Source organism: Nocardia abscessus (genome assembly GCF_015477775.1).
GTDB lineage: Bacteria > Actinomycetota > Actinomycetes > Mycobacteriales > Mycobacteriaceae > Nocardia > Nocardia abscessus_A.
On sequence record NZ_JADLQO010000014.1, the window covers coordinates 188,434 to 210,277 of the forward strand.

Consider the following 21,844-nt stretch of genomic DNA (forward strand, 5'->3'; position numbering starts at 1 on the left):
GTCGAACACTTCGCAACGCCGTGCACGGGCGACTCGGCCGGGGCCGCGACCTCAGCGCGGCGTCAGCTTGACCACCGGAATCACCCGGTCGGTCTTCTCCTGGTACTCGGCGAAGCCGGGCATCACCTCGACCATCGCGGCGTAGAGGCGATCGCGTTCCGGTCCCTCGGTGACCGGAGTCGCCGTCGCCCCCAGCGTTTCGGTGCCGATCTCGAGGGTGACCTCGGGATGGGCCCGCACGTTGTGGAACCAGTCGGGGTTGGTGGGAGCGCCCGCTTTGGAGGCGATGACCACGATGTCCTCGCCGTCGCGAATGAAGGCGAGCGGATTGGTGCGCGGCAGACCGGATTTGGCGCCGATGCTGGTGAGCAGCAGGAGTTCGCGACCCGCGAAGGGACCGCCGACCTTGCCCTGGTTGGCGCGGAATTCTTCGATGATCTGGGCGTTCCAATCGCCTGCCATGACTTGTCTCTCCTGGGAGTCGGGTGCGCCGGGTCGTGCGCGAGCCTACCCAGGCTTGTGAACCAACAGCCACCCAAGAGCGGAAGAGGGACGGCGCTGGGTCATCGGCAACCTCGACTGCCCTTCCCCCGCTACCGTGGGTGTCGCTGTCGTATCACCGATCACCTCTGCTGGAGGCGTCTTGCGCACCATCGCTCGCGTACTGCTCGTCCTGGCGGTTCTCGCCTGCGCCGCCGTGTCGATTCCGCCCGCGGCGCTCGGCGCGCCACCCGCCGGTCACCTCGACGACGCCACCTCGCGCAAGCTCGACGAATTGCTGTCGGTGCGTGCTCAGGCGCCCGCCTCGGCGAGCAAGGCGGAGTTGATCGAGCTGCTGTCGCGGCCGTTCCTCGGTACGCCGTACGGCGCGAACATGCTCGTCGGGTCGGCGACCGAGCCCGAACAGCTGGTCATCGACTTCCGCCGGGTGGATTGCTTCACCTACCTCGACTATGTCGAGGCGCTGAGCAGATCGACCGATCGGGACCAGTTCACGACGAATCTGATCGAAACCCGCTATGCCGATGGCCGAGTCGATTTCCGCCAGCGCAAACACTTCTTCAGCGATTGGTCCCACACCGCCCGAGTCGCGGCCACCGACATCACGGCGACCCTGAGCACCGAGGCGGTGACGGTCACCAAGCACCTCAACGCGAAAGCCGACGGCGGTAACCATCTGCCCGGATTGCCCGTGGTGGATCGCGCCGTCACCTACGTGCCCAGCGCCGCGGTCGACCAGGACGTCGTGAGCAGGCTTCGCACCGGCGACTACATCGGCGCCTACACCGACCGACCGGGCCTGGACGTCACCCACGTCGGCATCTTCGTCATGACCCCCGCGGGCGCGGTCTTCCGCAACGCGTCTTCGCTCGCGGGCAACAACAGGGTGGTGGACTCGCCCTTCGCCGAATACGTCCGGTCCACCCCGGGCATCGTCGTCCTCCGCGCGCGATAGGCCGCACCGAGCACGCCTGCCGGGCTATGCGACCGGCGCAGGCTGCCGCACCGCCGATTTCGGCGTCGCGGTGAGCGTCTTGTCCAAGTCCGTGCGCAACGTGGTGGCCGAATCGAGCAGATAGTTCTGCCGCACCCGCCACGGATGACGATCGCCCTGGCGCGGGAAGTCGCCGATGGAGCGCTGGATGTAACCGGAGGCCAGATCCAGCAGCGGGTGCTCGGCGAGCTCGCCCTGCGGCTGCGGCACCACGGCGGCGTAGCCCTTGCGATCCATGTGGTTGAGCACCTTGCAGATCAGCCGGGAGGTGAGATCGGCGCGCAGCGTCCAGGACGCGTTGGTGTACCCGATGCACACGGCGAAGTTGGGCACGCCGGTGATCATGGTCCCCTGCCAGACGAACTGGTCGGACAACTCCACTCGCGCGCCGTCGACACTGGGCGCGATACCCCCGAAGGCCAGCAGTTTCAACCCCGTCGCGGTGATCACGACGTCCGCCTCCAGCACACGCCCCGACTTCAGCCGGATACCCTCCGGCACGAAGGTGTCGATGTGGTCGGTGACGACCTCGGCCTTGCCTTTCTTCATCGCCTTGAAGAAATCCGCGTCCGGGACCGCGCACAGCCGCTGGTCCCACGGGTTGTAGCTGGGCGTGAAGTGCTCCGCGACGGCCTCGTCGTCCTTCAGGATGCGCGTGGTGAGGCCGGTGAGCAGCTTGCGCGCCGCTTCCGGACGCCGTCGGCAGTACTGGTAGAAGCCGATGCCGAAGAGGATGTTCTTGGTGCGGATCACGCGATGAGCCAGCCGCGGCGGGAGTAGTTCGCGGACCTTGTCGGCCACTTTGTCCCGGCCGGGTACGGCGCTGATCCAGGTCGGCGTGCGCTGCAGCATCGTCACCAGCTGCGCCTGCTGCGCCATGGCCGGAACCAGCGTGACAGCGGTGGCTCCGCTGCCGATCACGACGACGCGCTTGCCGCGGTAGTCGAAGTCCTCGGGCCAGAACTGCGGGTGCACCACCTCGCCCGCGAAGGAGGAGATGCCGGGGAACTCCGGCGCGTACGGCTGCTCGTAGTCGTAGTACCCGGCGCAGGCGTAGAGGAAGCCGCAGGTGAGCGTGCGCGTCTCGGTGCCGCCGGACCCGTCGCGCTGCTCTAGCGTCAACGTCCAGCGTGCGGTGCCGCTGTCCCAGTCGGCGGCGACCACTCTGGTGCGATAGCGGATGTGCCGGTCGATGCCGTGCTCCGTCGCGGTCTCGGTGATGTAGCGCAGGATCGACGGGCCGTCGGCGATCGACTTGGCGTCGCGCCACGGCTTGAACGGGTAGCCGAGGGTGAACATGTCGGAGTCCGAGCGAATCCCCGGGTAGCGGAACAGGTCCCAGGTGCCGCCCAGCACGTCGCGGGCCTCGAGGACGGCGTAGGACTTGCCACGGCACTCGGTCTGCAGCCGGTAGGCCGCGCCGATACCGGAGAGGCCGGCGCCGACGATCACGACATCGAGGTGTTCCGGTACTGCGACGGTCTCGGTCATGTCCTCCAGTGTGCGAGCCGCGCGGATGGCTTTCTTGACTTTGCACGACAAGTATTTGATCCTCGACGACATGTCGGTGATTCGGTCCGCCGGGTTGCGCGGGTTCCGCGCCACCGTGGCAGAGCTGGGCGGGGACGCCGAGGCGCTGGCCGCGGCGTGCGGCTTGCCGGTGGCCGCGTTGGATGCCGACGACCTGCTCGTGCCCGACGAGCGGGTCGCGGGCGTGCTGGAGCTGGCCGCGCACCAGCTGCGCTGCCCCGACCTGGGCTTGCGGATCTCCCAGCGGCAGGACCTGGACATGCTCGGCCCGCTGGCGCTGGCCATCCGGAATTCGCCGTCACTGGCCGACGTGCTCGAATGCTCGGCCCGGTATCTGTTCCTGCACGCGCGGTCGCTGAGCCTCACGCTGGAGCCGGACCCCTACGGCGATCGCGGAGTGATCGCGCTGCGGTACGGCGTGCAGCCCGGATTGCCGACCCCTGTTCAGGGCACCGACCTGGGACTGGCGTTCGTGCATCGCACCATTCAGCGTCTGGTGGGCGACCGCTACGGGTTGCGCTCGGTCGAGCTGCCGTATCGGCCGGAGGCGCCGGTCGCCGGCTACGAGGAGTTCTTCGGCGCCGCGGTGCGCGTCGAGCGGCCGTTCGCGGCGCTGCGGGTGCCGAGCAGCCTGGCGAGCAGACCGCTGACCGGCGGTGACGAGAACCTGCACCGGTTGGCCATCGCGTTTCTCGCCGAACAGTCCGGCGGCGCGGACGCGGCGATCACTCCGAAGGTGCGCGCCGCCGTCCGGCAGCTGCTCGGCACGTCCGCGCCCGAGATCGGCGCTGTCGCCCGGCTGCTGACCGTGCACCCGCGCACACTGCAACGACGTCTCGCGGCCGAGCGCACCTCGTTCGCCGCCATCCTGGACGAGGTGCGCCGTGATGCGGCGCGCCGGTATCTGACCACGACCGATATGCCGATGAGTCAGGTCGCCTCGCTGATCGGGCTGTCGGAACAGGCGACGTTCACCCGATGCGCCCGAAGGTGGTGGGGCACAACGCCTACCGCGCTGCGCCGCACCGGATCGCAGGGAAGGACATAGCCGCACAACACTTTCGGGTGACGGCGCGACAACGGAACGGCGTACGATTCGCCCGTTTCGGTAACGGTTGCCACGGAAAGTGATCGGTCCATTCCCTCCTCGACGCCGGGTCTTTACCGTCGAAGACGAGGTAGGTGTGCACCGAAGGGGGACCCATGAGCACCGATACCTGGCTTGCCCGTGTCGCGGACACGCTGGCCCGCATCCCCGGCTTCACCTCTCAGCAGGGAGCATTCCTCGCCGACGCGCTGGCGCAGCCGGGGCGGTACCTGCTGGCGCACCGGGACGCGGGACGCGCGCCCGCCGACCACGCGCATGCGCTGCTGGTCTGCGGCACAGGTCTTTTCGCGTTGCGCTTCGCCGACGACGTACCTGCCGAGCTCGACGACATCCGGCGCGACGTCGAAGCGAGGTTCGGCAAGTTGCAGTTCGGGCGGGAGAAGGTGGTCGCCCACGACGTGCAGATCGTCCTGCTCGTCCCCGCCGGCGTCGGCCTGCGCGAGGACGGCCGGTTCGCCGTCGCCGGGCCCGGCGAGCTCGATCGGGTGATCCGCACACGAAACCGGCGGCTGCGCCCGAGCCGGGTACAGGCGATCGCGAACACGATCGCGCATCAGTCCGCACGCGAATACGACCTGCTGGAGATCGAAGAGGACGGCCCACCCGATCTCGCCCTGCTCGAGCGATCGGATGTGCTTGCTCCGCAACGGGACACCGCGCTGCGGATGCCGTTCCAGCACTGGATGACCTTCCTGGATCCCGAACAGGAACTCCTTGTCACCCGCACCTACACCGGCCCGGCACGGGTGGCAGGCCCTGCGGGCACCGGGAAGACGGTGGTGGCCCTGCACCGCATGGCCAGACAGGCCAAGCGATCCACCGGCCGTCAGCTCTACACGACGTTCGTCAAGACGCTGGCGAGCTGCCAGGAAACCTACTTCCGCCGGCTCGCGCCAGGAACCGAAGGCCGTGTCCAGTTCGCCGGGCTGCATTCCTGGGCTCTGGATTTCCTCGGCCGCCGGATAGCGGCGCCGAGACTCGATCCGCAGGGAGCCGATCAGGTCTTCGGCCGGGTCTGGGAGCGCGCGAGAGCGGACTTCGAGGACATCGAGCCGCACGAGAGCTATTGGCGGGAGGAGATCGACCGGGTCATCAAGGGCCGGGAGATCGATGATCTCGACGTCTATCAGCGCACCGAGCGCTTCGGACGCGACGGCGTGCGCCTCGACGGGGAGCGGCGCGCCGAGGTGTGGCGCAAGCTCTACGTCCCCTACGTGACCGAGATGCGCAGACGCGGCATCTCCGACTACAGCGACGTGATCGCCGTCGCGCTGGCCGAGATCCGCAACGAACCACTGGCGCAACCGTACGACGCGGTCGTCGTGGACGAGGTGCAGGACATGACGCTGGCCGGGCTGCGGCTGGCCCACGCCATCGCCGGGGGCAACGGATCGAGTCCGCTGCTGCTGCTCGGCGACGGGCAGCAGCAGGTGTACGCGGGCGGTTGGCGGATGGCCGACGCGGGCATCAACCTGCGCGGCCGCGGGGAGATCCTGCGGGTGAACTACCGCAATCGCCGCCGCGTGTGGGAGAACGCGGCGGGCATCGAAGCGGTGAACGCGCTGGGCGATTTCGACGACGCGCCCGGTGTGCTGTTGCGCGACGCCGACGTGGCCCTGCCCGACGGCTTGGTGCACGTCTGGCGTGGACCGGACCAGTACCTGGAGGCGGCGCTGGTGCGCGGCATCCGCGAATGCGGGAAACCGCTGTCGGACATCGCCGTACTGACCAGGACGCGTCATGAGGCCGACCGGCTCGTCGGGGCGCTCGACGCCGTCGGCATCGCGACCCTGCGCCTCGAGGAGTACGACGGCACACCGGTGGCCGCGGTCAAGGTCGGCACGGTCCACCGCGCCAAGGGCCTCGACTTCGCGGCCGTCTTCCACCCGACCTGGTCGGGCGGCACGCAGCCCGGGGCGGGCGCGAGCCGCGAACGAGCCGAACTCGCCGACCGGCAGAAGCTCGTCGCGATCACCCGAGCGCGCGACTACGCGTGGATCGGCATCCGAGACGACCGTCCAGGCGCCGACCGGGCCTAGCGGGTCATCCCCAGGACCGGGGCGAATCCGAAGGCCGTGACCAGGCCGGGATCGCCGAATGCGGTGATCCGGATGATCGAGTCCTTCGTCGTGGTGAGCACCGCGACGCCGAAAGCCCGGTAGTCGCAGCCGGATTCGCGGTGATAGGCCACCGCGGCGAGTTGCCCGTTGGCCGCGGCCGGTAACAGCATCCACTCGCCGGGGGTTCCGAGGACCTGCTCGGCCAGGTAGGCGACGCACGTCCGCTTGCCCGCGAACCAGGTGCCCGACGGCGGCATCTCCAGAACGGCGTCGCGGTGCAGCAGTCGTTCGATGGCCGCGGGATCGGCACGGCGGAACGCGATCAGGTACTCCTCGAGCAGCGCGCGCTGTCCCGGATCGCTCGGCGCCACCGCCTGCTCGGCGGCCGAGGAGACCTCGGCGAGCCGGGCCCGGGCACGCTGCAACGTGCTCTTCACCGCCGCGGTGGTGGTGTCCAGCAGCTCGGCGACTTCGGCCGCGGGCAGTCCGAGGACGTCGCGCAGCAGCAGCACGGCGCGCTGCCTGCCGTTCAGGTGTTGCAGGCAGGCGATGAGCGCCAGGCGCAGGCTGTCGCGCGCCACGGCCACACCGGCCGGGTCCGCCGACTCCGGCGTCACCAGCGCGTCCGGCAGGGGCTCGAGCCACCGGACATCCGCGGCGGCGGCCACCGGTGGCGCGGACGGGTTCGTGCCCGGCGCGCCGAGGCCGGACGGCAGCACGCGCCGCCCGTGGTGCCCGAGCGCGGTCAGGCACGCATTCGTGGCGATCCGGTACAGCCAGGTCCGCACCGAGGAGCGCCCCTCGAAGGTGTCGAAGGAGCGCCAAGCCCGCAGATAGGTCTCCTGCACCAGGTCTTCGGCGTCGTGGACCGAGCCGAGCATGCGGTAGCAGTGCGCGAGCAATTCCCGCCGGTACGGCTGGGTGCGGCGGGTGAATTCGGCGTCGGGCAGCGCGCCGGTCGTGGTCATCCGCAGGTCCTTTCCCGGTCCACCGAGCGTGAGCCGTCACAGATGAGACCGAGCGAGACGCGAAAAAGAATCGCAGACCCCGATTCCTCCGGCTCGCGACGCGAGTCCACCTGACGGGGATCACCGTGGTTCCCGCATCGACCGAGGAGAATTCCCATGCCACTCGACGACACCGTGCGCACCCTGATCGACGGCCCCCACGCCGCCGTCCTGGCCACCGCGAACGCGGACGGCCGTCCGCAGTCATCGGTGATCTTCGTCGACTACGACGGCGACACCCTGCTGTTCAGCACGATCGAGGGAAGGCTGAAAACCCGCAACATGGCGCGCGATCCCCGGGTGAGCCTGCTGGTGCTCAGCCGCACCGACGGCCGGTACGTGGAGGTGCGCGGCCGGGTCGAGATCACCGCCGACCCGGACAAGACCCTGCACGCCGCGATGTACGCCAAGTACATGGGCGGCGCGACGCCCCCGCCGGAACCCGAGGCGCACCGGCTGATCGTGCGCATCGTCCCGGAGCGCGTCTACGTCTTCCCGCCCGCCTGAATCGCCACTGGGAAGGCACGATTCGGCCGCTAGACTCCTGGACGACTGGGAAGGGGGCCGCATGGACGCGGTTATCAAGGAGGTCGCCGAGGAGGGCAAGCGGCTCATCGACCGGGCCTGGCTCGGCGAACTGAGCCGCGACCAAGCGGTGCACATGTTCGTCCAGGTCGGCGACGGCATGGTGCGCTACGAGACGGCGCTGACCATCATCGACGACGGCGTGCAACGGTTGACCGCCAACGCCAGGCGGCTGCGGATCCTGCGCTGGTGCGCCCTGCTGGAGTTCCCCGTATTCGGCGGGTTCGCGGTGCTGGCGGTGTTGCTCGGGGACTACACCACCGCCGCGCTCTCGGTCCTGTTCCTGCTGATCCTGCAGATCATCCACCGCACGATGCTTCCGCATCCGCTGGCCGTTCCCCGTCAGCCGGGCGGTTAGCCGACCGCGCGGGCGGCACGGACTTCCCGTCCGCGCGTCGCGGTGTCATTAGGGTGCGTTCATGGCTCGCACGACGAGCGCCTCCGGCGCGCATCCGCACGAACCGCACGGCGACAGCTTCGCCGCGAAGCTCAACTGGCTGCGCGCGGGTGTGCTCGGCGCGAACGACGGCATCGTGTCCACCGCGGGGCTGGTCGTCGGCGTCGCCGCGGCGACAACCGATACCGCGGCGCTGTTCACGGCGGGCATCGCGGGTATTTCGGCGGGCGCGATCTCGATGGCGGTGGGCGAGTACGTGTCGGTCAGCACCCAGCGCGATTCGGAGCGGGCCCTGCTGGCGAAAGAACGCCGGGAACTGCGTGAGGAGCCGGACTACGAGCTGGCCGAACTCACGGGGATCTACCAAGCGAAGGGGCTGACGCCCGAAACGGCGCGGAAGGTCGCCGAAGAACTCACCGCGCACGACGCTTTCACCGCGCACGCGGAGGCCGAACTCGGCCTGAACCCCGCCGAGCTGACCAACCCCTGGCAGGCGGCGCTGTCCTCGGCGGTGGCGTTCACTCTCGGCGCACTGCTGCCGCTACTGGCCATCCTGCTGCCGCCGGTCACCGCGCGCATTCCGGTGACCTTCGCGGCCGTGCTCACGGCGCTCGCGCTCACCGGGTCGGTCAGCGCCCGGCTGGGCGGAAGCTCCCGTGGCCGGGCGGTGCTGCGGGTGGCGCTGGGCGGTGCGCTGGCCATGGCCGTCACCTATGGCATCGGGCAGCTCGCCGACGTCGCCGGAATCTGACTTCGGCGCAGCGCTGTTGCGCATCGGTCCCGACGCACGCCGGTGCCGGGCGGAGGCTTCGGCCTTCGCCCGGCACCGGTCGCCGGTTACGCGGTCAGCGCTTGAACGCGCCCCGCAGCTTGTCCGCGGCCCGCTTGACGTTGCCGCGAGCCTGCTCACGCCGTCCCTCGCCCTCCAGCCGGGAGTTTCCGGTCGCTCTGCCGAGGAATTTCTTCATGCTGCCCCTGGCTGCTTGCACCTGGTGCGCGAGGCGATCTTCGAACTTCATCGCGAATTCCTCTAGTAGTACCAGCGTCGGCCGCCCACCGGACGGCCCACCGAACCGGCCACCAGCAGCACCAGCCCGATGATCAGCACGATGATGCCCGCGGTGGTGAGCAACGAAATTCCGAGCAGCCAGCCCAGAACCAGGAGGATGAGGCCGAGAACAATCATTGTCGTTTTCCTTTTCTCGATAACTATTTCGCGGTCACGGGTTTGGAGGTCGATACCGTCGCGCCGCGATCGGTTCGGACGCCGCCCGAACCGGGTGTGCGCAGCCACCGCCGCCAAGCCGGCTCCTGGGCTGTGCCCTTGGCCGGGACGGAGGTGTCTGTCGCCAGATCACGCCGTACCGCCGCCATCTCGCGACGAGACTGCGCGAGCTCACGACGCGCGACCATGCCGCGGCGGGTCACCCGCCAGGCACCGGATAGGACGAGCGCCAGTCCGAACATCCCGATCGCGCCGAGCACGACCCCGTAGCCGAACAGCGCTCCGCTGGAACCGTGGAAGTGGTAGTCGAATACCGCGAAATCGCTCGTCAGTTGCTGAGCGGGGCCGGTGTTGCCGACTACGGCGGCAACACCGATAATCACGGCCGCGATCAGGGCGACGAGCCCGATGATGATGATCATGACAATCCCTGTGGCGTCGAGTCGTAATGACAACACCGCTATTCCCGGGGTCCGGGCGATCAAACGCGGCGAAAAGGAAAGTTTGATCGGGACGAATCGGGCAATGCGAAACACATGACGTACACAGTTACTCTGCACAACGTTACCCGCGAGTCCGCGTCGGCGATCGAATCGTCACTGCGCGGCGTCAACGGCATCGACTCCGTCGACATCGACGTGCCGTCGGAGCGCGCCTTGATCAACTCCACGACGCTGACCTACGGCGAGGTTCTCGACGCGATACGGCAGACCGGAGCGTCCGCCTCCTGATCGGAGCGTTCCGCCGCACTCCACGGCATCGCCGCCCGTGCGGTAACCATCGCCCGCCCGCGCGCACCGTATGGTGCGAGATGATGACCGGGTGACGGACGTGTTCGACCCCGAATTCGCGCGAGACCCGTGGCCCACATTGGATCGGCTGCGCACCGCTGGGGGCGTCCACCGCGTCCGGACGCCGGACGGCCCCGCGGCTTGGCTGGTGACGCGCTACCGCGACGTGCGGGCCGGACTGCTGGATCACCGGCTGTCCACCCAGGCCCGGCACGCGCACGGGGACGACTACCGAGGATTCCTCGTCCCGCGACCGCTGGACGAGATGCTCGATGCCGCTCCGGCCGACCACGCCCGGCTGCGCAGCCTGGTCACCGCCGAGTTGTCGCCGCGCAGGCTGGCCGAGTGGACCGCACTCGCTCCGGGCTTGGTGAATTCGCTGCTGCGCGCGGGTGATCCGGGCGTGACGGTCGATCTGGTCGAACGGCTGGCGGTGCCCCTCCCCGCGGCCGTGCTGAGCGAGCTGCTCGGCCTCGATGACCCGGTCTCGGAACGTCTTCGTGACTGGGCGAATTCGACATTGCTTGCGTCGCCATCGCCGCCGCGCGCCCGCGACACCCTGGCCACCATGTACGCGATCATCACCGAGGCCACCGCGCGAGCTCGGCCCGAGACGGCGCTCGGCCGTTGGGTCGCCGCGCACCGGAGTTCCGGCTCGCCGACCGCCGACGAGCTGGCCGGGCTGCTGTTCTACCTGCTGTTCGTCTGGTACGAAGTGCTCGCCGACCTGATCGCCGGTTCGGTGCTCACCTTGCTGGGCCGTCCGGACCAGTTGCGGGTGTGGCGCGCGACGGACGACAAGCAGTCCGCCGTGGACGAGCTGCTGCGCTATCTGTCTCCGCAGGTGCTGGCCGGGCCACGTTTCGCGACCACCGAGCTGACCATCGGCGACACCACGATTTGCGCGGGACAGACCGTTCTGCTGTGCCTGGCCTCGGCCAATCACGATCCCGAAACCTTCGACCGGCCCTGGGAATTGGACCTCGATCGAGACCGCGGCGTCCAGCTCGCGCTCGGCTACGGCATGCACGCTTGCCTGGGCAACGCGCTGGTGCACACCGTCACCGCCGCGGCCGTCGATCACGTCTTCAGCCGGTGGCCGGATTCGGCCCTCGCGGTGGACGAGCGAGAGATCGTCTGGCGCTCCGGTTTTCGTCATCGAGGTCCACTGGCGCTGCCGGTGGATCTGCGATGAGATGGGGCGAGCGACGATGATCGCCCCACCTGCTCCCGCTCTCGGATGCCGGGCCTCTCGCGGTCACCCACCCCTTCGGGGCGACCACACCGGCATGCGCCGGCGGAGCACGGACGAGTATGATCTACGACACACACGCTGTCAACTACAGGAGACACGCTGACCATGGGGGAGGATCCACACCCGTTCACGCGGGCTCTCACGACGCTCATCAACGGAATGCACCCCCCGGCGAGCAAAGACGGACGGCCGCAAGAGATCACCCATCGAGCGCTCGCCGAGGACATCCACCGCACCACCGGGGCGAGCCTGTCCGCCAACTACCTCTGGAAGCTGCGCACCGGACAGGCGGTCAACCCGTCCTATGAAACGCTCGAGGTGTTCCGCGGTTACTTCGGGCTCGACAGCCTGGACCCGTTCACCGATCCGCAGCTGGCGGCGGCGCGGGGCAGCGAGCTGGCATTGATCAACGCGCTCAAGGGAAATGCCGAGCACGAGGTGCTCGAGCTGGTGCTGCGCGACGGGCTGCAACAGGGTACGGTCCGCGCGGAGTCGGTGCTGGCGATGCTGGATGTCCTGCGGCGCATCGAGAACGAACAACGCGAGTGAGCGATGCGGATCGCGGCCTGGAGCAAGGACGGAGGTGACCAGCCGGTGCTGGATCGTCGCTGGCTGCGTCGCGAACTGCGCGGTCTCGGGCTGCCCGGCCGGTTCACCGTCGGAGAGCTGGCCGAGGCGGTGGCCGAGCGCCGCGCCCGGCCGCTGCGCCTGCGTCCGGAGAGCTTCCCGGTCACCGGGCTCACCGGCGGCCTGCTGGTCACCGACGCGATCGACTTCATCGCCTACCAGCGCAACACCTCGAAGGTGCACCAGGACCACATCGTCTGTCACGAGCTCGGCCATCTGCTCGCCGGGCACCGCACCGTCGACGTGGGCGGCGCGGAAGCGGTGCGACTGCTCGCGCCGAACATCGATCCCGCGGTCGTGCGGCGGATGCTCGGGCGAACCAGCTACGCGCAGCCACAGGAGCGCGAGGCGGAGCACCTCGCGAATATGCTGATGGCGCACCACATCACGCAGTGGACCGACCGGGAGGAGTGGGTCCTGCCCGATTCCGCGCCGGTCGCCGCGCGCCGCCTGCTGGACGCGCTGGGCCCGGGGCAGGGCTGAGCCCATGTGGTTCGGACTGGTCTACGGCGGCGTGGCCGCCTTCGCCTTCGCAGCCTTCCTGTGGCGGGTCGCCCTCGCTCTTCGCAACCCAGGTAGCCCCGCACGCTGGGCCGTCGCGTTCGCCATTCTCGCGGCGGGGATCGGATTCGAAGCGGCTGTGCCGCAGACCTATACCTGGATCGGGGACGTCTCGGGCATTCCCAATCTCGCTTCCCTCGTGGTATACGGGGCCATCGCCGGAGCCGTGCTCGCCCAGGTGGTGTGGACGGGGTTCATGGTGGCGCCCCAGGAGCCGGACGCCGGGGCGGGGCGGCGCGTCCTCACGCTGCCGCTGCTCGTGCTCGCGGTGTTGGCGGTGCTGTTCGCGGCGTCCCCGGTGCACGACGAGGGTCATCCGACCGACTTCGACGCCCACTACGCGCGGGTCCCCCTGGCGGTGGCATTCCTCGGCGTCTACCTCGCGGTGTACTCCGCGGCGCTGATCCGCATCATCGTGTTGTGCCGCAGGTGGATCGGCGAGGTCGACCGGCTGTGGTTGCGGCGCGGCCTCCGGCTGCTCGCGGTCGGCAGCGCCGTCGCGCTGGGTTACAGCGCGGGCAAGGTGATCGCGGTCGGCGCGGCGTGGTTCGACATCGATCTGCGCCCCCTCAACACCGACATCGCGCCCGCGTTCGCGAGCCTGGGCGCGACCGTCATGCTGGTCGGTTACCTGTGCCCCTCGCTGGCGCCGTGGCTGCTGCACACGATCGCCCGGCTGCGGGCGCTGCCGCGACTGCGTCCGCTGTGGCTGGCCCTGCGTGAGGTGGATCCGGAACTGGCGCCCATGCCGGACCGGAGCACAGCGGCCCGAGACCGGGTGTATCGCAGGGTGATCGAGATCCGGGACTGGCTGTTGCGCCTGCAACCGCACCTGTCCGCCGAGGCGACGGCGATCGCCGAGCGCCTGGCCACCGAACCGGCCGTCCCGGAGCGCACCCGGGCCGCCGCGATCGAGGCCGCCCGCATCGCCGCCGCGCTGCGGGCGCACCGGCTCGGTCTGCCACCCGCAGGGGACGACGAATCCTTCGCCGAGCCGAGCCGGCCCACGCTGGCCGCCGAGCTGGCCTGGCTGGTCGAGGTCGCCGTCCAGTTCGAGACCGCGCCACTGGTTTCCGCGACGCTGGCCGCGCTGGAGAAGACCGGCGATCCCGACGCCGGGCGCTGAGTTCAGTACCGACGGCTCGGCACCCGCACCCGCCGGATCGGCACCACCGTCCACCAGGTGACGCAGCGCCACACCCATTCCAGCGGGCCGTACTCGAACAACTGCAACCACCCTGCGCTGCACACCGCCTGCACCGCGACGATCGCGGCCGCCAACCCGAGCACCGTCGCGTAGTCGTCGGAGCCGGTCAATCCCAGACGCGGTGCGGCGAGCAGGATCAGGGCGGTCGCGCCGACGTAGTTGGTCAAAGCCATGCGGCCCATCGGCCGCAACACCTCCGCCAGCACCTGGCCGGGTTCGATGCGCAGCAACAGCAGCAGTCCGGTGAGATAAGCCAGTGCGCCCATCAGGCCCGCCACAGCTATGGCAGGGGTGGACCACAGCTCGAGATACGGCGTGCGGAACTCCCACCTGCCCGCCACTATCGCGGCGGGCAGGGCGAGAGCGAAGACCGCACCGATCTGCCAACCCCGCTCGTCCAGCGTGTCCACGATCCCGGCGCGTGCGGTGGCCAGGCCGAGCAGGAACAACCCGGGCACCAGGGCCAGTCCGCCGCCGAGGGCCAGCGCGACGCCGAAGGTGCCTGCCAGGCCCGCCAGCAGCACCGCCCAGTTCGGCAGCGCCGACGCGGGCACCAGGATCACCAATCCGGCCAGCGCGTACGGCAGCAGCGCCTCACCCGGTTGGAACTGCTGGTGGACCAGGCCGATGACGCCGAGCGCGAGCAGTCGGCGGATCAGGACCAGCCGCGGCCGCTCGCCGCGCTCCACCGCGGTGTCCATCAGCAAGGCGAAACCGATCCCGAACAGGAACGCGAAGATCGGAAAGAACCGTCCCTCGAACACCACCGACAGCGCGTGCCGCACCGGGAGCACCACGCCCGATCCGTCCGTCGTTGCCATCTCGGCGATCTGCCAGATGTTCACGACGAGGATTCCGCACAGCGCGAACCCACGCACCGCGTCCAGTTCCTCGATGCGTAGCGGACCCGGGTGGTTGTGCATGGATTTCACGGTATCGAGCAGCCGCCGCCGCACCGGGATCTCGCGCGGAGATGTCGCGCACATTGATTAACGCACTAACTATTAATGCGCTAACTTAGAGCGCGGACAAGGAGGACCGATGGAGACCGAGATGGACGATCCCCTGCGCTTGGACCGGCAGGTGTGTTTCGCGCTGGCGGTGGCCAACCGCGCGGTGCTGGCCGTCTACCGGCCGCTGCTCGAACCGCTCGGGCTCACCCACCCGCAGTATCTGGTGATGCTCGCCCTCTGGGGCGAGGCGCCGATGTCGGTCAAAGCGATCGCCGAGGCCATCCGGCTCGACTCCCCCACCCTGTCCCCCCTACTCAAACGCCTGGAAGCGGCCGGCCTGATCAGCCGCGAACGCGACAGCCGGGACGAGCGCAACCTGGTGGTGAACCTCACCCGAGCCGGAGCCGAACTGCGGGAGCAAGCCGAGCGGATCCCGCCCGCCGTCGTGCGCCGCCTCGGCGTGACTATGGCCGACCTCGAGGAGTTGCGCGACGTCCTCACCCGGGTGAACGAGGCGGCCCGCCGGTCGGTGCTCGCCGAGTCCGGCTCCCCCGCCGCCGACCGAGGAGTTCAGGCATGACCCGACAGCGACGACGGCCCGATCCGATCCAGTGGATCGGCTACGCCTTCGGACGCCGCCTGCCCGACTCGATGCGCGAGTGGGTACGTGACGACCTGACCGGAAGGTTCGCAGCCGTCCGGCACATCCTGCGCGGGACGGTGCCGTTCACACCCCTGTTCGCGGCGTTCCTGCTGTTCCCCGGCGAGCTGTGGCTGCGCGGCGCGATGGTCCTGCTGGCGCTGCTGCTGGCCCTGTTCTACACCGTCGCGTTCATGCCGATGAACCGCGCGCACCGGCTCGCGAAGCACGGGCTGCCCGCGGATCTGGAGAACCCGCGGCGGGCCCGGCGCCGAGAGCTGGAGCGGGCGAGATACGCGGCGCAGCACCCGCACTGAGCGGTTCATTCCGTCGCGGCCACGGAACGCGCGTGGGCCGACCGCTTCGTGGTTCCCGCGTTCGCCGGTCAAGGGCTGGCGGCCAGGCCGACGAAGGCCGCGAACACAGCCAGGTGGACGCCGCCTTGCAGCAGCGTCGCCCTTCCCGGGACGACCGTCAGCCCGCCCACCACGACGGTGAGGGCCAACAGCACCATCTGGGTCGCGCCGAGGCCGAGCACCAAGGGGCCCTCCAGCCAGATGCTCGCCACGGCGATCGCCGGGATGGTCAGGCCGATGCTCGCCATGGCCGAACCCAGGGCGAGATTGAGACCGATCTGCACCTGGTCGCGGCGCGCGGCGCGCACCGCGGCCAGCGTCTCGGGCAGCAGCACCAACAGCGCGATCACCACACCGACCGCCGATTGCGGCAGGCCCGCCGACTCGACGGCCGACTCCACGGCGGGCGACACCACCTTCGCCAGCCCCACCACGCAGATCAGTGCGACCAGCAGCAGACCGAGGCCGGCCAGCGCGGCGCGCGCACTGGGCAGCTCGGCGTGCTCGTCGCCCTCGGCGACGACACCGTCCGCCTCGACCGGGAGGAAATCGTCCGGATGACGCACCGTCTGCACCATCACGAACAGGCCGTACAGCGCGAGCGAGGCCACCGCGGCGAAGGCCAGCTGCGCGGGCGAGAACTCCGGGCCGGGCTTGCTCGTGGTGAAGGTCGGCAGCACGAGGCTGAGCGTGGCCAGGGTCGCCACGGTGGCCAGCGCCGCACCGGTGCCTTCCGCGTTGAACACCGCCACCCGTCTGCGTAGGGCGCCCACCAGCAGGCAGAGACCGAAGATGCCGTTGCAAGTGATCATCACGGCGGCGAAGACCGTGTCGCGGGCCAGGGTGGCGGTCTTGTCGCCGCCCGAGCCCATCAGCGTCAGGATGAGGGCGACCTCGATGACGGTGACCGCGACCGCCAGCACCAGCGAGCCGAACGGTTCACCGACCCGGAGCGCGACCACCTCCGCGTGGTGCACCGCGGAGAGCACTGCGCCGATCAACGCCACCACCACGATCGTCACCGCGACAGCGGGCAGACTTCGGCCCCAGGTGGCCGCGAGGGCGAGCACGGCGAGCAGTGGTACGAGTACGGTCCAGCGGGCGGTCAACACACGGATCATGCCCACCATCGTCCCAGCAAACTATTCGCATCCCGGTCGGGTCAGCACTGTCCACGCCGCGGGCGCGGGCTCAGTCGTCCAGATCGATGCGCAGAGTGAGCAGGTCGGTACCGACGAGCCGGACGGCGGCGCTGTTGGCTCGCGGCAGGGCGGCGAGACGGGCACGCGGATCGTCATCGGGCAGCAGGTGCGCGGTGCCCGTGTGCCACCGCCCGTGCAGCCGCAGCCGGACCCGGTTGTCCGCCTTGATGTTCCGGACGTACTGCGAACGTTCGCCGAACTCGGCGACCAACCAGAATTCCCGGCCGATCTTCCGCCCGCCGATCGGGGTGGTCCGTGGCTGCCCGCTGACCCGGCCGGTGGTTTCCAGCAGGGTCTGCCCCGGCAGCGTGCGAAGGATCGGGTTGCCGACCCGGCGCTGGAACGCCGTCACCACCCGATGCTGAATGTCGCGCAAGTTCGGCATGCCGCGACGGTAACACCGGCGGCATCCGCGGGCAGGTTTCGCCGCCTGCGCGATTCGGGCGCTGAGCAGGGCTCGGGCAGACGCGCGCCGAGCCGTGGCGCGCGCAGGCACCGGATCGCAAACACCCGCTCGCGGCACCGCGCAGGATCGACCGTCCGCGCCGCCGCCGCGGGCAGGACGGGGCATGCGGTGAGCAATCGGACGAGTCGGTGTGCGCAGCAACAGCATTCTGTGATGTGCACCATAATCATCCGGTCCGGCAATAACTCTCCGCCACGTGTCCGACCAGCGCAATCACGCGGAGTCGACGCGTGCGACGCCCTCGGGCTCGTGCGCCGAGCCGGCGGCCCCGCCGATGCCCACGCTGCCCGAAACAACCAGCAGTACCAGGGCATTCCACCCGACCCGAGCGCCCGTACCACGCGGTCGGCGATCGCGGCGGCGCGTCGGGCGCCGCGCCGAGGCGAGGTCGTTACCGAAGAACATCCGACAAGGAATCGACCCCGCACCGGTCGATAGGTGAGAATTTGGCGGTGCGCACTCAGTTCACTGCCGAGCTCATCGCGTTGACGAAAGATCTGACGCTGATGTGCACGCTCGCCCACGACGCCGTCGAGCGTGTCACCGACGCGCTCGTCGACGCCGACCTCACCGCGACCTACGAGGTCTTCGCGCTCGACGAGCAGTTGCAGAAGATGTACGGCGCGTGCGAGGCGCGCACCGTGGTGCTGCTGGCGTTACAGGCGCCGGTAGCGCGTGACCTACGGCACGTGGTGACCGCGATCCAGATCGCCGGTGAACTGTCCCGCATCGGCTGGCTCGCCAGCCGGGTCGCCGACCAGGTGTACCGGAGCCATCCGGGACACGTGGCGACGCAACCCATCCTGGACATCCTCGCCGCGATGGGGCAGTTGGCGGCGCAGCGCACGGCGCTGGCCGCGCAGGCGGTCGCGGGCCACCAGGCGCAGGCCGAGGAGCAGACGCCCGCCGCGCGCCCGATGGAAACGCTGCACCAGCAGTTGCATGCCGCGCTGCGCGAGCCGGAGTCCCAGCCGTCCACCGAGGTCGCGATCGATATCGCGCTGCTGGGTCATCACCTGGAGCGCTGTATCGACCACACGGCACGCATCGATCGGCTCATCCGCTTCCTCGACACCGGGGTTCCCCCGACCGCCCAGCCGACCGACGACGAGTAAGCCGCGTCCTCCAGCCGACCACCGCGACGGGAACTGCCGAACCGGTCACTTCTCGTCGAGCAGGGGGAAGCGACCGGAACCGAGCAGCCCCGCGATCGCGTCCATCTTCGCTTGCGGCGCGGCATAGTCCGGGTGCGCGCGCAGCACAGACGCCGCATCGTGCAACCGGATCATCTGCTGTTCGGCTTCGGCCGCGGTGCGCCCGCCCGGGCTGACCGGATGGCGCGCATACACCGGACGGCGCTGGTCGATCCGGCCCAGCGCCAGTGCTCTGTCCACCCGGCGCGAGCAGCGGCAGAACGCTTGCGGGTCGGCCAGGCCGCAGGTGGCGTTCAGGAAGTTCCCGAGCCGTTTCTTGGCGCGTTCCAACCGCTTTCGGTAGGCGGCCGGAGTGATGTCGAGAATCCAGGCGGCCTCCGCCGAGTTCAGCTCGAACACGTCGCCGAGCACGAAGGCGACCCGTTCGTCGCGGGCCAGGCATTGCAGCATGCCCTGACTGCAGGTGAGCCGCACTTCGGCGGTCAGCAGCACCGCTTCCGGTCCGCGATAGTCCGCCTCCGACAAGCCGTCGGCCAGCCCGTCCCGGTAGGCGTCCAGGCTCACTTGCGCGACCTCGTGCGGGGACTGCCGCCGCAGGTTCAGCAGGTGGTTGACGCCGATGCGGTAAGCCCAGGTGAGCAGCTTCGCCTCGGCGCGCCAAGTGTGCAGATGGTCGAGGACGCGAACCAGGATCTCCTGTGTCGCGTCTTCGGCCTCGGCGGGACGCCAGACCATCCGCAGCGCCAGCCGATAGAGCGGGTCCTGCAGCAGGCGCACCACCTGGGCGACGGCGTCCCGGTCGCCCGCGACCGCGCGGGCGACCATGACCTGCTCGTCCGCCGCGACCCGCTCGTGCTGCGTACTCATCGGGCCATCATTCGGCTTGCGTCGCTGTCGACGCAAGCAGGGCGGGGTCTCTCCGTGGCGCGGGTCACGAGCGAGCGGCGGCCCCGATCAGGGCGTGCCGGTCCAGCCACGCCGCGACCGCCCGGCCGATCTCGTCCGGCCGGTCTTCGGGCGCGTGGTGGCCGGCCGGACCGATCGGCGCGACCTCGGCGCTCGCGAAGGCGTCTGCGGCCCAGTCGATCATCTCCGCCGACCCCAACCCGACGCCGTTCTCCAGCGCCATCAGCAATTTGGGCACCTCGGGTGTCGCGGCCGCCCACGCGCCGTAGTCGCGCACCAGAGCGACCACGTCGGCGGGCTCCCCGTCCAGCGGGAACTCGCGCGGCCACGCCAGCAGCGGCTTGCGTGCGGCCGGTGTGGGGTACGGCGCGCGGTACACATCGTGATCCTCGGCCGACAGATCGGCGATGCCCCTGGGCAGGTTGAACTCGATGAAAGTGTTCTCCTCCAGCACCATTCGCTCTCCTTCCGCCGAGCGGAACTTCCGGAACAGCTCGGCGCCGAGCGGAGGCAGCTCGTCCCAGCGCATCGGCCGCAGGAACGTCTCGATCAGCGCGACTCCGCGCACTCTGCCCCGATGCCTGGCGGCCCAGTCCATGCCCAGCGCGCCACCCCAGTCGTGGCCGACCAGCACCACCTGGTCCAGCCCGAGTGCGTCGAACCAGGCGTCCAGGTAGGCGGCGTGATCGGTGAACCGGTAGTCACTGCCGGGCTTGCCCGACTCCCCCATGCCGATCAGGTCGGGCGCCAGCGCCCTGGTCCGGTCCGCGACGTGCGGAATCACGTTGCGCCACAGGTACGACGAAGTCGGATTGCCGTGCAGGAACACCACGGGGGTGTCGCCCACACCGGTGTCGCGGTAGTGCATGAAGGAGTCGAGTACGTCGACGGTCGGCATGATGTGGTCCTTCCGGATCCGGTCTGCTTGCCTGCACCCGTTTCGACACACGATTTCGCTTGTCTGTGACCGGACACGAAGTGAGCATCGTCACATTCCCGAGCGGATGGACAACGACCAGCGCTGCGCCGTCATCTCGTGGAGACATCCGTAGTCATGCAGTAGATGCATGGCCGAAACTGAAGATCCGCTGAGAAATTTTTCGAACCATCAGAACGAACTTGCCAATCAACATCTCGCATATCTACTGTCTTGATACGTAGGATCAAGCGAGATCGAGATGGAGCTGATGTGTGCTGGCGCCCAATAGGGTACGGCCTCTCCGGTCACCGGCACCGAGCGGATCCCGATCGCCCTGATCGTCACGAGTGAGTCCGGAACCGGCGCGGCTCGACACCTCGGGACCTCCCCCTCATCAGCCCCGTGGTGTCGTCCCAGTGCGGAATTCGGAGTGGACAACCATCCGCACAACCGCGCGGCTCCACAGGTCTCCTCGTGATAGACCGCCCCCGAATCGGCGCCGGCACGGCGATTCGGGGGCGGGCCCACTTTCCGCCCCGACGGCCTTGTGAGCCGCCGGATATCGACCGCCTGTGCCGAATCTCATACGCGCCATTCGGTTGCGCGAAGACCGGGACTGGATACTTTGACGCCGGTTACAGTTTCAAGTGGATTCGGCGTTAGGAAGTTCGATGAAGTCCACAGCGCAGCGGCTGGCTCTGATCGGTGTCATGGTCGCGACTTCCATCGGACTCGTCGCCTGTTCCTCCATTCGGCCCAGTGAGTCGACGGCGGCGCAGTGCGGTTCCGACGGCCGGGCCTGCGCCGACGCGCCCGCCTCGATTCCCGGACGCGACGCCATCGCCCTCATGAACTCCTTGCGCGTCGCGGATCGCGCACCCAAAACCGGCTACAGCCGAGACGAATTCGGGCCTCCGTGGTCGGACAACGTCTCGGTGCCCGGCGGCGGCAACGGCTGCGACACCCGCAACGACATCCTGCAGCGCGACCTGACCGACGTGACCTTCAAGTCGGGCAAGTGCATCGTCGCCACCGGAACCCTCGCCGACCCGTACACCGGCAAGACCATCAACTTCAAACGCGGCACGAAGTCCTCCGACGACGTGCAGATCGATCACGTCATCGCGCTCTCGGACGCCTGGCAGAAAGGCGCACAGCAGCTTTCCGCCGAACGCCGCCGTGACCTGGCCAACGACCCACTGAACCTGCAGGCCGTGGACGGTCCCACCAACCAGTCCAAGAGCGACTCCGACGCGGCCGAATGGCTGCCGCCGGTCAAGGGCTATCACTGCGCCTACGTGACCAGGCAGATCCAGGTGAAGGCGGCCTACCAGCTCTGGGTGACCCCGGCCGAGAAGGATGCCATGGTGCGCATCCTCACCGCCTGCCCCTGAGCATTC

General features: G+C 69.3%; 26 protein-coding genes. 15 read left to right on the plus strand and 11 right to left on the minus strand.

Annotation, left to right across the window (positions count from 1 at the left end):
• Positions 1 to 51: 51 nt before the first annotated feature.
• A complete protein-coding gene (locus IU450_RS29615; protein ID WP_195153022.1) occupies positions 52 to 462 on the minus strand; it encodes a nitroreductase family deazaflavin-dependent oxidoreductase in 411 nt (136 codons plus the stop codon).
• Between the two features lie 181 nt (positions 463 to 643).
• On the opposite strand from IU450_RS29615, the gene IU450_RS29620 reads away from it, so the two are divergent.
• Positions 644 to 1,456, plus strand: a complete 813-nt coding sequence (locus IU450_RS29620; RefSeq protein WP_195153023.1) for a DUF1460 domain-containing protein — start codon at positions 644 to 646, stop codon at positions 1,454 to 1,456.
• A gap of 24 nt (positions 1,457 to 1,480) precedes the next feature.
• Here IU450_RS29620 and IU450_RS29625 read toward each other — a convergent pair whose 3' ends face one another.
• Positions 1,481 to 2,986 carry a flavin-containing monooxygenase gene (locus IU450_RS29625; protein WP_195153024.1) on the minus strand — a complete coding sequence of 502 codons (1,506 nt, stop codon included), beginning with the start codon at positions 2,984 to 2,986 and terminating at the stop codon, positions 1,481 to 1,483.
• Between IU450_RS29625 and IU450_RS29630 the strand changes: the two genes are divergently transcribed.
• Both IU450_RS29630 and IU450_RS29635 read left to right on the plus strand, forming a co-directional pair.
• Positions 2,985 to 4,073, plus strand: a complete 1,089-nt coding sequence (locus tag IU450_RS29630; protein WP_228835292.1) for an AraC family transcriptional regulator — start codon at positions 2,985 to 2,987, stop codon at positions 4,071 to 4,073. The genes IU450_RS29625 and IU450_RS29630 overlap by 2 nt on opposite strands.
• Positions 4,074 to 4,228: 155 nt before the next feature.
• Positions 4,229 to 6,172, plus strand: coding sequence for a UvrD-helicase domain-containing protein (locus IU450_RS29635; protein WP_195153025.1), 1,944 nt, complete (start codon positions 4,229 to 4,231; stop codon positions 6,170 to 6,172).
• On the opposite strand, the gene IU450_RS29640 is transcribed toward IU450_RS29635, so the two are convergent.
• Complete coding sequence (locus IU450_RS29640; RefSeq protein ID WP_195153026.1) at positions 6,169 to 7,161, minus strand: sigma-70 family RNA polymerase sigma factor; 993 nt, start codon at positions 7,159 to 7,161, stop codon at positions 6,169 to 6,171. The two genes, IU450_RS29635 and IU450_RS29640, sit on opposite strands and share 4 nt — an antisense overlap.
• A gap of 156 nt (positions 7,162 to 7,317) precedes the next feature.
• Here IU450_RS29640 and IU450_RS29645 point away from each other — a divergent pair, with 156 nt between their 5' ends.
• The 3 genes from IU450_RS29645 to IU450_RS29655 all read left to right on the plus strand — a co-directional run bounded on the left by IU450_RS29645 (position 7,318) and on the right by IU450_RS29655 (position 8,933).
• Entirely contained in the window at positions 7,318 to 7,707 is a 390-nt protein-coding gene (locus IU450_RS29645) for a PPOX class F420-dependent oxidoreductase (protein ID WP_195153027.1), read from the plus strand.
• Positions 7,708 to 7,768: 61 nt separating this feature from the next.
• Complete coding sequence (locus IU450_RS29650) at positions 7,769 to 8,143, plus strand: hypothetical protein (RefSeq protein ID WP_195153028.1); 375 nt, start codon at positions 7,769 to 7,771, stop codon at positions 8,141 to 8,143.
• Between the two features lie 61 nt (positions 8,144 to 8,204).
• Positions 8,205 to 8,933, plus strand: coding sequence for a VIT1/CCC1 transporter family protein (locus IU450_RS29655; protein ID WP_195153029.1), 729 nt, complete (start codon positions 8,205 to 8,207; stop codon positions 8,931 to 8,933).
• A 94-nt stretch (positions 8,934 to 9,027) separates the two neighbouring features.
• On the opposite strand, the gene IU450_RS29660 is transcribed toward IU450_RS29655, so the two are convergent.
• From IU450_RS29660 to IU450_RS29670, 3 genes are read right to left on the minus strand one after another with little or no spacing between them, the layout of a single operon-like run.
• Positions 9,028 to 9,201 (minus strand): CsbD family protein, encoded by a 174-nt coding sequence (locus tag IU450_RS29660; protein ID WP_195153030.1) that lies wholly within the window; start codon positions 9,199 to 9,201, stop codon positions 9,028 to 9,030.
• Positions 9,202 to 9,212: 11 nt separating this feature from the next.
• On the minus strand, positions 9,213 to 9,368 hold the full coding sequence (locus IU450_RS29665) for a DUF6131 family protein (RefSeq protein WP_174188126.1): 156 nt from the start codon (positions 9,366 to 9,368) through the stop codon (positions 9,213 to 9,215).
• Positions 9,369 to 9,391: 23 nt separating this feature from the next.
• Positions 9,392 to 9,829, minus strand: coding sequence for a hypothetical protein (locus IU450_RS29670; RefSeq protein WP_195153031.1), 438 nt, complete (start codon positions 9,827 to 9,829; stop codon positions 9,392 to 9,394).
• A 114-nt stretch (positions 9,830 to 9,943) separates the two neighbouring features.
• Here IU450_RS29670 and IU450_RS29675 point away from each other — a divergent pair, with 114 nt between their 5' ends.
• The 5 genes from IU450_RS29675 (at position 9,944) to IU450_RS29695 (ending at position 13,767) form a co-directional block, all read left to right on the plus strand.
• Positions 9,944 to 10,138 (plus strand): heavy-metal-associated domain-containing protein, encoded by a 195-nt coding sequence (locus IU450_RS29675; protein WP_195153032.1) that lies wholly within the window; start codon positions 9,944 to 9,946, stop codon positions 10,136 to 10,138.
• Positions 10,139 to 10,229: 91 nt separating this feature from the next.
• A complete protein-coding gene (locus IU450_RS41060; RefSeq protein WP_195153033.1) occupies positions 10,230 to 11,393 on the plus strand; it encodes a cytochrome P450 in 1,164 nt (387 codons plus the stop codon).
• Positions 11,394 to 11,558: 165 nt separating this feature from the next.
• Positions 11,559 to 12,002 carry a hypothetical protein gene (locus IU450_RS29685; RefSeq protein WP_195153034.1) on the plus strand — a complete coding sequence of 148 codons (444 nt, stop codon included), beginning with the start codon at positions 11,559 to 11,561 and terminating at the stop codon, positions 12,000 to 12,002.
• 3 nt (positions 12,003 to 12,005) lie between these two features.
• On the plus strand, positions 12,006 to 12,563 hold the full coding sequence (locus tag IU450_RS29690; protein WP_195153035.1) for an ImmA/IrrE family metallo-endopeptidase: 558 nt from the start codon (positions 12,006 to 12,008) through the stop codon (positions 12,561 to 12,563).
• A gap of 4 nt (positions 12,564 to 12,567) precedes the next feature.
• A complete protein-coding gene (locus IU450_RS29695) occupies positions 12,568 to 13,767 on the plus strand; it encodes an MAB_1171c family putative transporter (RefSeq protein ID WP_195153036.1) in 1,200 nt (399 codons plus the stop codon).
• A gap of 2 nt (positions 13,768 to 13,769) precedes the next feature.
• On the opposite strand, the gene IU450_RS29700 is transcribed toward IU450_RS29695, so the two are convergent.
• Positions 13,770 to 14,771, minus strand: a complete 1,002-nt coding sequence (locus IU450_RS29700) for a DUF418 domain-containing protein (protein WP_195153037.1) — start codon at positions 14,769 to 14,771, stop codon at positions 13,770 to 13,772.
• 118 nt (positions 14,772 to 14,889) lie between these two features.
• On the opposite strand from IU450_RS29700, the gene IU450_RS29705 reads away from it, so the two are divergent.
• Together IU450_RS29705 and IU450_RS29710 are read left to right on the plus strand one after the other, a co-directional pair.
• A complete protein-coding gene (locus tag IU450_RS29705) occupies positions 14,890 to 15,381 on the plus strand; it encodes a MarR family winged helix-turn-helix transcriptional regulator (protein ID WP_195153038.1) in 492 nt (163 codons plus the stop codon).
• Positions 15,378 to 15,758: a DUF5313 family protein gene (locus IU450_RS29710; protein WP_195153039.1), complete on the plus strand. Its 381-nt coding sequence runs from the start codon at positions 15,378 to 15,380 to the stop codon at positions 15,756 to 15,758. Before IU450_RS29705 ends, IU450_RS29710 begins: the two co-directional genes overlap by 4 nt.
• A gap of 68 nt (positions 15,759 to 15,826) precedes the next feature.
• On the opposite strand, the gene IU450_RS29715 is transcribed toward IU450_RS29710, so the two are convergent.
• Positions 15,827 to 16,918 carry a calcium:proton antiporter gene (locus IU450_RS29715; protein ID WP_228835293.1) on the minus strand — a complete coding sequence of 364 codons (1,092 nt, stop codon included), beginning with the start codon at positions 16,916 to 16,918 and terminating at the stop codon, positions 15,827 to 15,829.
• A 70-nt stretch (positions 16,919 to 16,988) separates the two neighbouring features.
• Positions 16,989 to 17,384 carry a nitroreductase/quinone reductase family protein gene (locus IU450_RS29720; RefSeq protein WP_181719972.1) on the minus strand — a complete coding sequence of 132 codons (396 nt, stop codon included), beginning with the start codon at positions 17,382 to 17,384 and terminating at the stop codon, positions 16,989 to 16,991.
• Between the two features lie 533 nt (positions 17,385 to 17,917).
• Between IU450_RS29720 and IU450_RS29725 the strand changes: the two genes are divergently transcribed.
• Positions 17,918 to 18,580: a phosphate signaling complex PhoU family protein gene (locus IU450_RS29725; protein ID WP_324197872.1), complete on the plus strand. Its 663-nt coding sequence runs from the start codon at positions 17,918 to 17,920 to the stop codon at positions 18,578 to 18,580.
• Positions 18,581 to 18,625: 45 nt separating this feature from the next.
• On the opposite strand, the gene IU450_RS29730 is transcribed toward IU450_RS29725, so the two are convergent.
• Together IU450_RS29730 and IU450_RS29735 are read right to left on the minus strand one after the other, a co-directional pair.
• The gene (locus IU450_RS29730) at positions 18,626 to 19,486 is read right to left on the minus strand and encodes an RNA polymerase sigma factor (protein WP_195153041.1); all 861 of its coding nucleotides are present in this window, start codon (positions 19,484 to 19,486) and stop codon (positions 18,626 to 18,628) included.
• A 64-nt stretch (positions 19,487 to 19,550) separates the two neighbouring features.
• Positions 19,551 to 20,423, minus strand: coding sequence for a haloalkane dehalogenase (locus IU450_RS29735; RefSeq protein ID WP_195153042.1), 873 nt, complete (start codon positions 20,421 to 20,423; stop codon positions 19,551 to 19,553).
• 692 nt (positions 20,424 to 21,115) lie between these two features.
• Between IU450_RS29735 and IU450_RS29740 the strand changes: the two genes are divergently transcribed.
• The gene (locus IU450_RS29740) at positions 21,116 to 21,838 is read left to right on the plus strand and encodes an HNH endonuclease family protein (protein ID WP_195153043.1); all 723 of its coding nucleotides are present in this window, start codon (positions 21,116 to 21,118) and stop codon (positions 21,836 to 21,838) included.
• The last annotated feature ends 6 nt before the right edge of the window (positions 21,839 to 21,844 follow it).

What these genes read in the sequence shown, in the direction of transcription:
- IU450_RS29615 (WP_195153022.1), bottom strand. Translation starts at nt 462, where the DNA reads ATGGCAGGCGATTGGAACGCCCAGATCATCGAAGAATTCCGCGCCAAC.
- IU450_RS29630 (WP_228835292.1), top strand. Translation starts at nt 2,985, where the DNA reads ATGTCCTCCAGTGTGCGAGCCGCGCGGATGGCTTTCTTGACTTTGCAC.
- IU450_RS29625 (WP_195153024.1), bottom strand. Translation starts at nt 2,986, where the DNA reads ATGACCGAGACCGTCGCAGTACCGGAACACCTCGATGTCGTGATCGTC.
- IU450_RS29635 (WP_195153025.1), top strand. Translation starts at nt 4,229, where the DNA reads ATGAGCACCGATACCTGGCTTGCCCGTGTCGCGGACACGCTGGCCCGC.
- IU450_RS29640 (WP_195153026.1), bottom strand. Translation starts at nt 7,161, where the DNA reads ATGACCACGACCGGCGCGCTGCCCGACGCCGAATTCACCCGCCGCACC.
- IU450_RS29645 (WP_195153027.1), top strand. Translation starts at nt 7,318, where the DNA reads ATGCCACTCGACGACACCGTGCGCACCCTGATCGACGGCCCCCACGCC.
- IU450_RS29650 (WP_195153028.1), top strand. Translation starts at nt 7,769, where the DNA reads ATGGACGCGGTTATCAAGGAGGTCGCCGAGGAGGGCAAGCGGCTCATC.
- IU450_RS29655 (WP_195153029.1), top strand. Translation starts at nt 8,205, where the DNA reads ATGGCTCGCACGACGAGCGCCTCCGGCGCGCATCCGCACGAACCGCAC.
- IU450_RS29660 (WP_195153030.1), bottom strand. Translation starts at nt 9,201, where the DNA reads ATGAAGTTCGAAGATCGCCTCGCGCACCAGGTGCAAGCAGCCAGGGGC.
- IU450_RS29665 (WP_174188126.1), bottom strand. Translation starts at nt 9,368, where the DNA reads ATGATTGTTCTCGGCCTCATCCTCCTGGTTCTGGGCTGGCTGCTCGGA.
- IU450_RS29670 (WP_195153031.1), bottom strand. Translation starts at nt 9,829, where the DNA reads ATGATCATCATCATCGGGCTCGTCGCCCTGATCGCGGCCGTGATTATC.
- IU450_RS29675 (WP_195153032.1), top strand. Translation starts at nt 9,944, where the DNA reads ATGACGTACACAGTTACTCTGCACAACGTTACCCGCGAGTCCGCGTCG.
- IU450_RS29685 (WP_195153034.1), top strand. Translation starts at nt 11,559, where the DNA reads ATGGGGGAGGATCCACACCCGTTCACGCGGGCTCTCACGACGCTCATC.
- IU450_RS29690 (WP_195153035.1), top strand. Translation starts at nt 12,006, where the DNA reads ATGCGGATCGCGGCCTGGAGCAAGGACGGAGGTGACCAGCCGGTGCTG.
- IU450_RS29695 (WP_195153036.1), top strand. Translation starts at nt 12,568, where the DNA reads ATGTGGTTCGGACTGGTCTACGGCGGCGTGGCCGCCTTCGCCTTCGCA.
- IU450_RS29700 (WP_195153037.1), bottom strand. Translation starts at nt 14,771, where the DNA reads ATGCACAACCACCCGGGTCCGCTACGCATCGAGGAACTGGACGCGGTG.
- IU450_RS29705 (WP_195153038.1), top strand. Translation starts at nt 14,890, where the DNA reads ATGGAGACCGAGATGGACGATCCCCTGCGCTTGGACCGGCAGGTGTGT.
- IU450_RS29710 (WP_195153039.1), top strand. Translation starts at nt 15,378, where the DNA reads ATGACCCGACAGCGACGACGGCCCGATCCGATCCAGTGGATCGGCTAC.
- IU450_RS29715 (WP_228835293.1), bottom strand. Translation starts at nt 16,918, where the DNA reads ATGATCCGTGTGTTGACCGCCCGCTGGACCGTACTCGTACCACTGCTC.
- IU450_RS29720 (WP_181719972.1), bottom strand. Translation starts at nt 17,384, where the DNA reads ATGCCGAACTTGCGCGACATTCAGCATCGGGTGGTGACGGCGTTCCAG.
- IU450_RS29730 (WP_195153041.1), bottom strand. Translation starts at nt 19,486, where the DNA reads ATGAGTACGCAGCACGAGCGGGTCGCGGCGGACGAGCAGGTCATGGTC.
- IU450_RS29735 (WP_195153042.1), bottom strand. Translation starts at nt 20,423, where the DNA reads ATGCCGACCGTCGACGTACTCGACTCCTTCATGCACTACCGCGACACC.
- IU450_RS29740 (WP_195153043.1), top strand. Translation starts at nt 21,116, where the DNA reads ATGAAGTCCACAGCGCAGCGGCTGGCTCTGATCGGTGTCATGGTCGCG.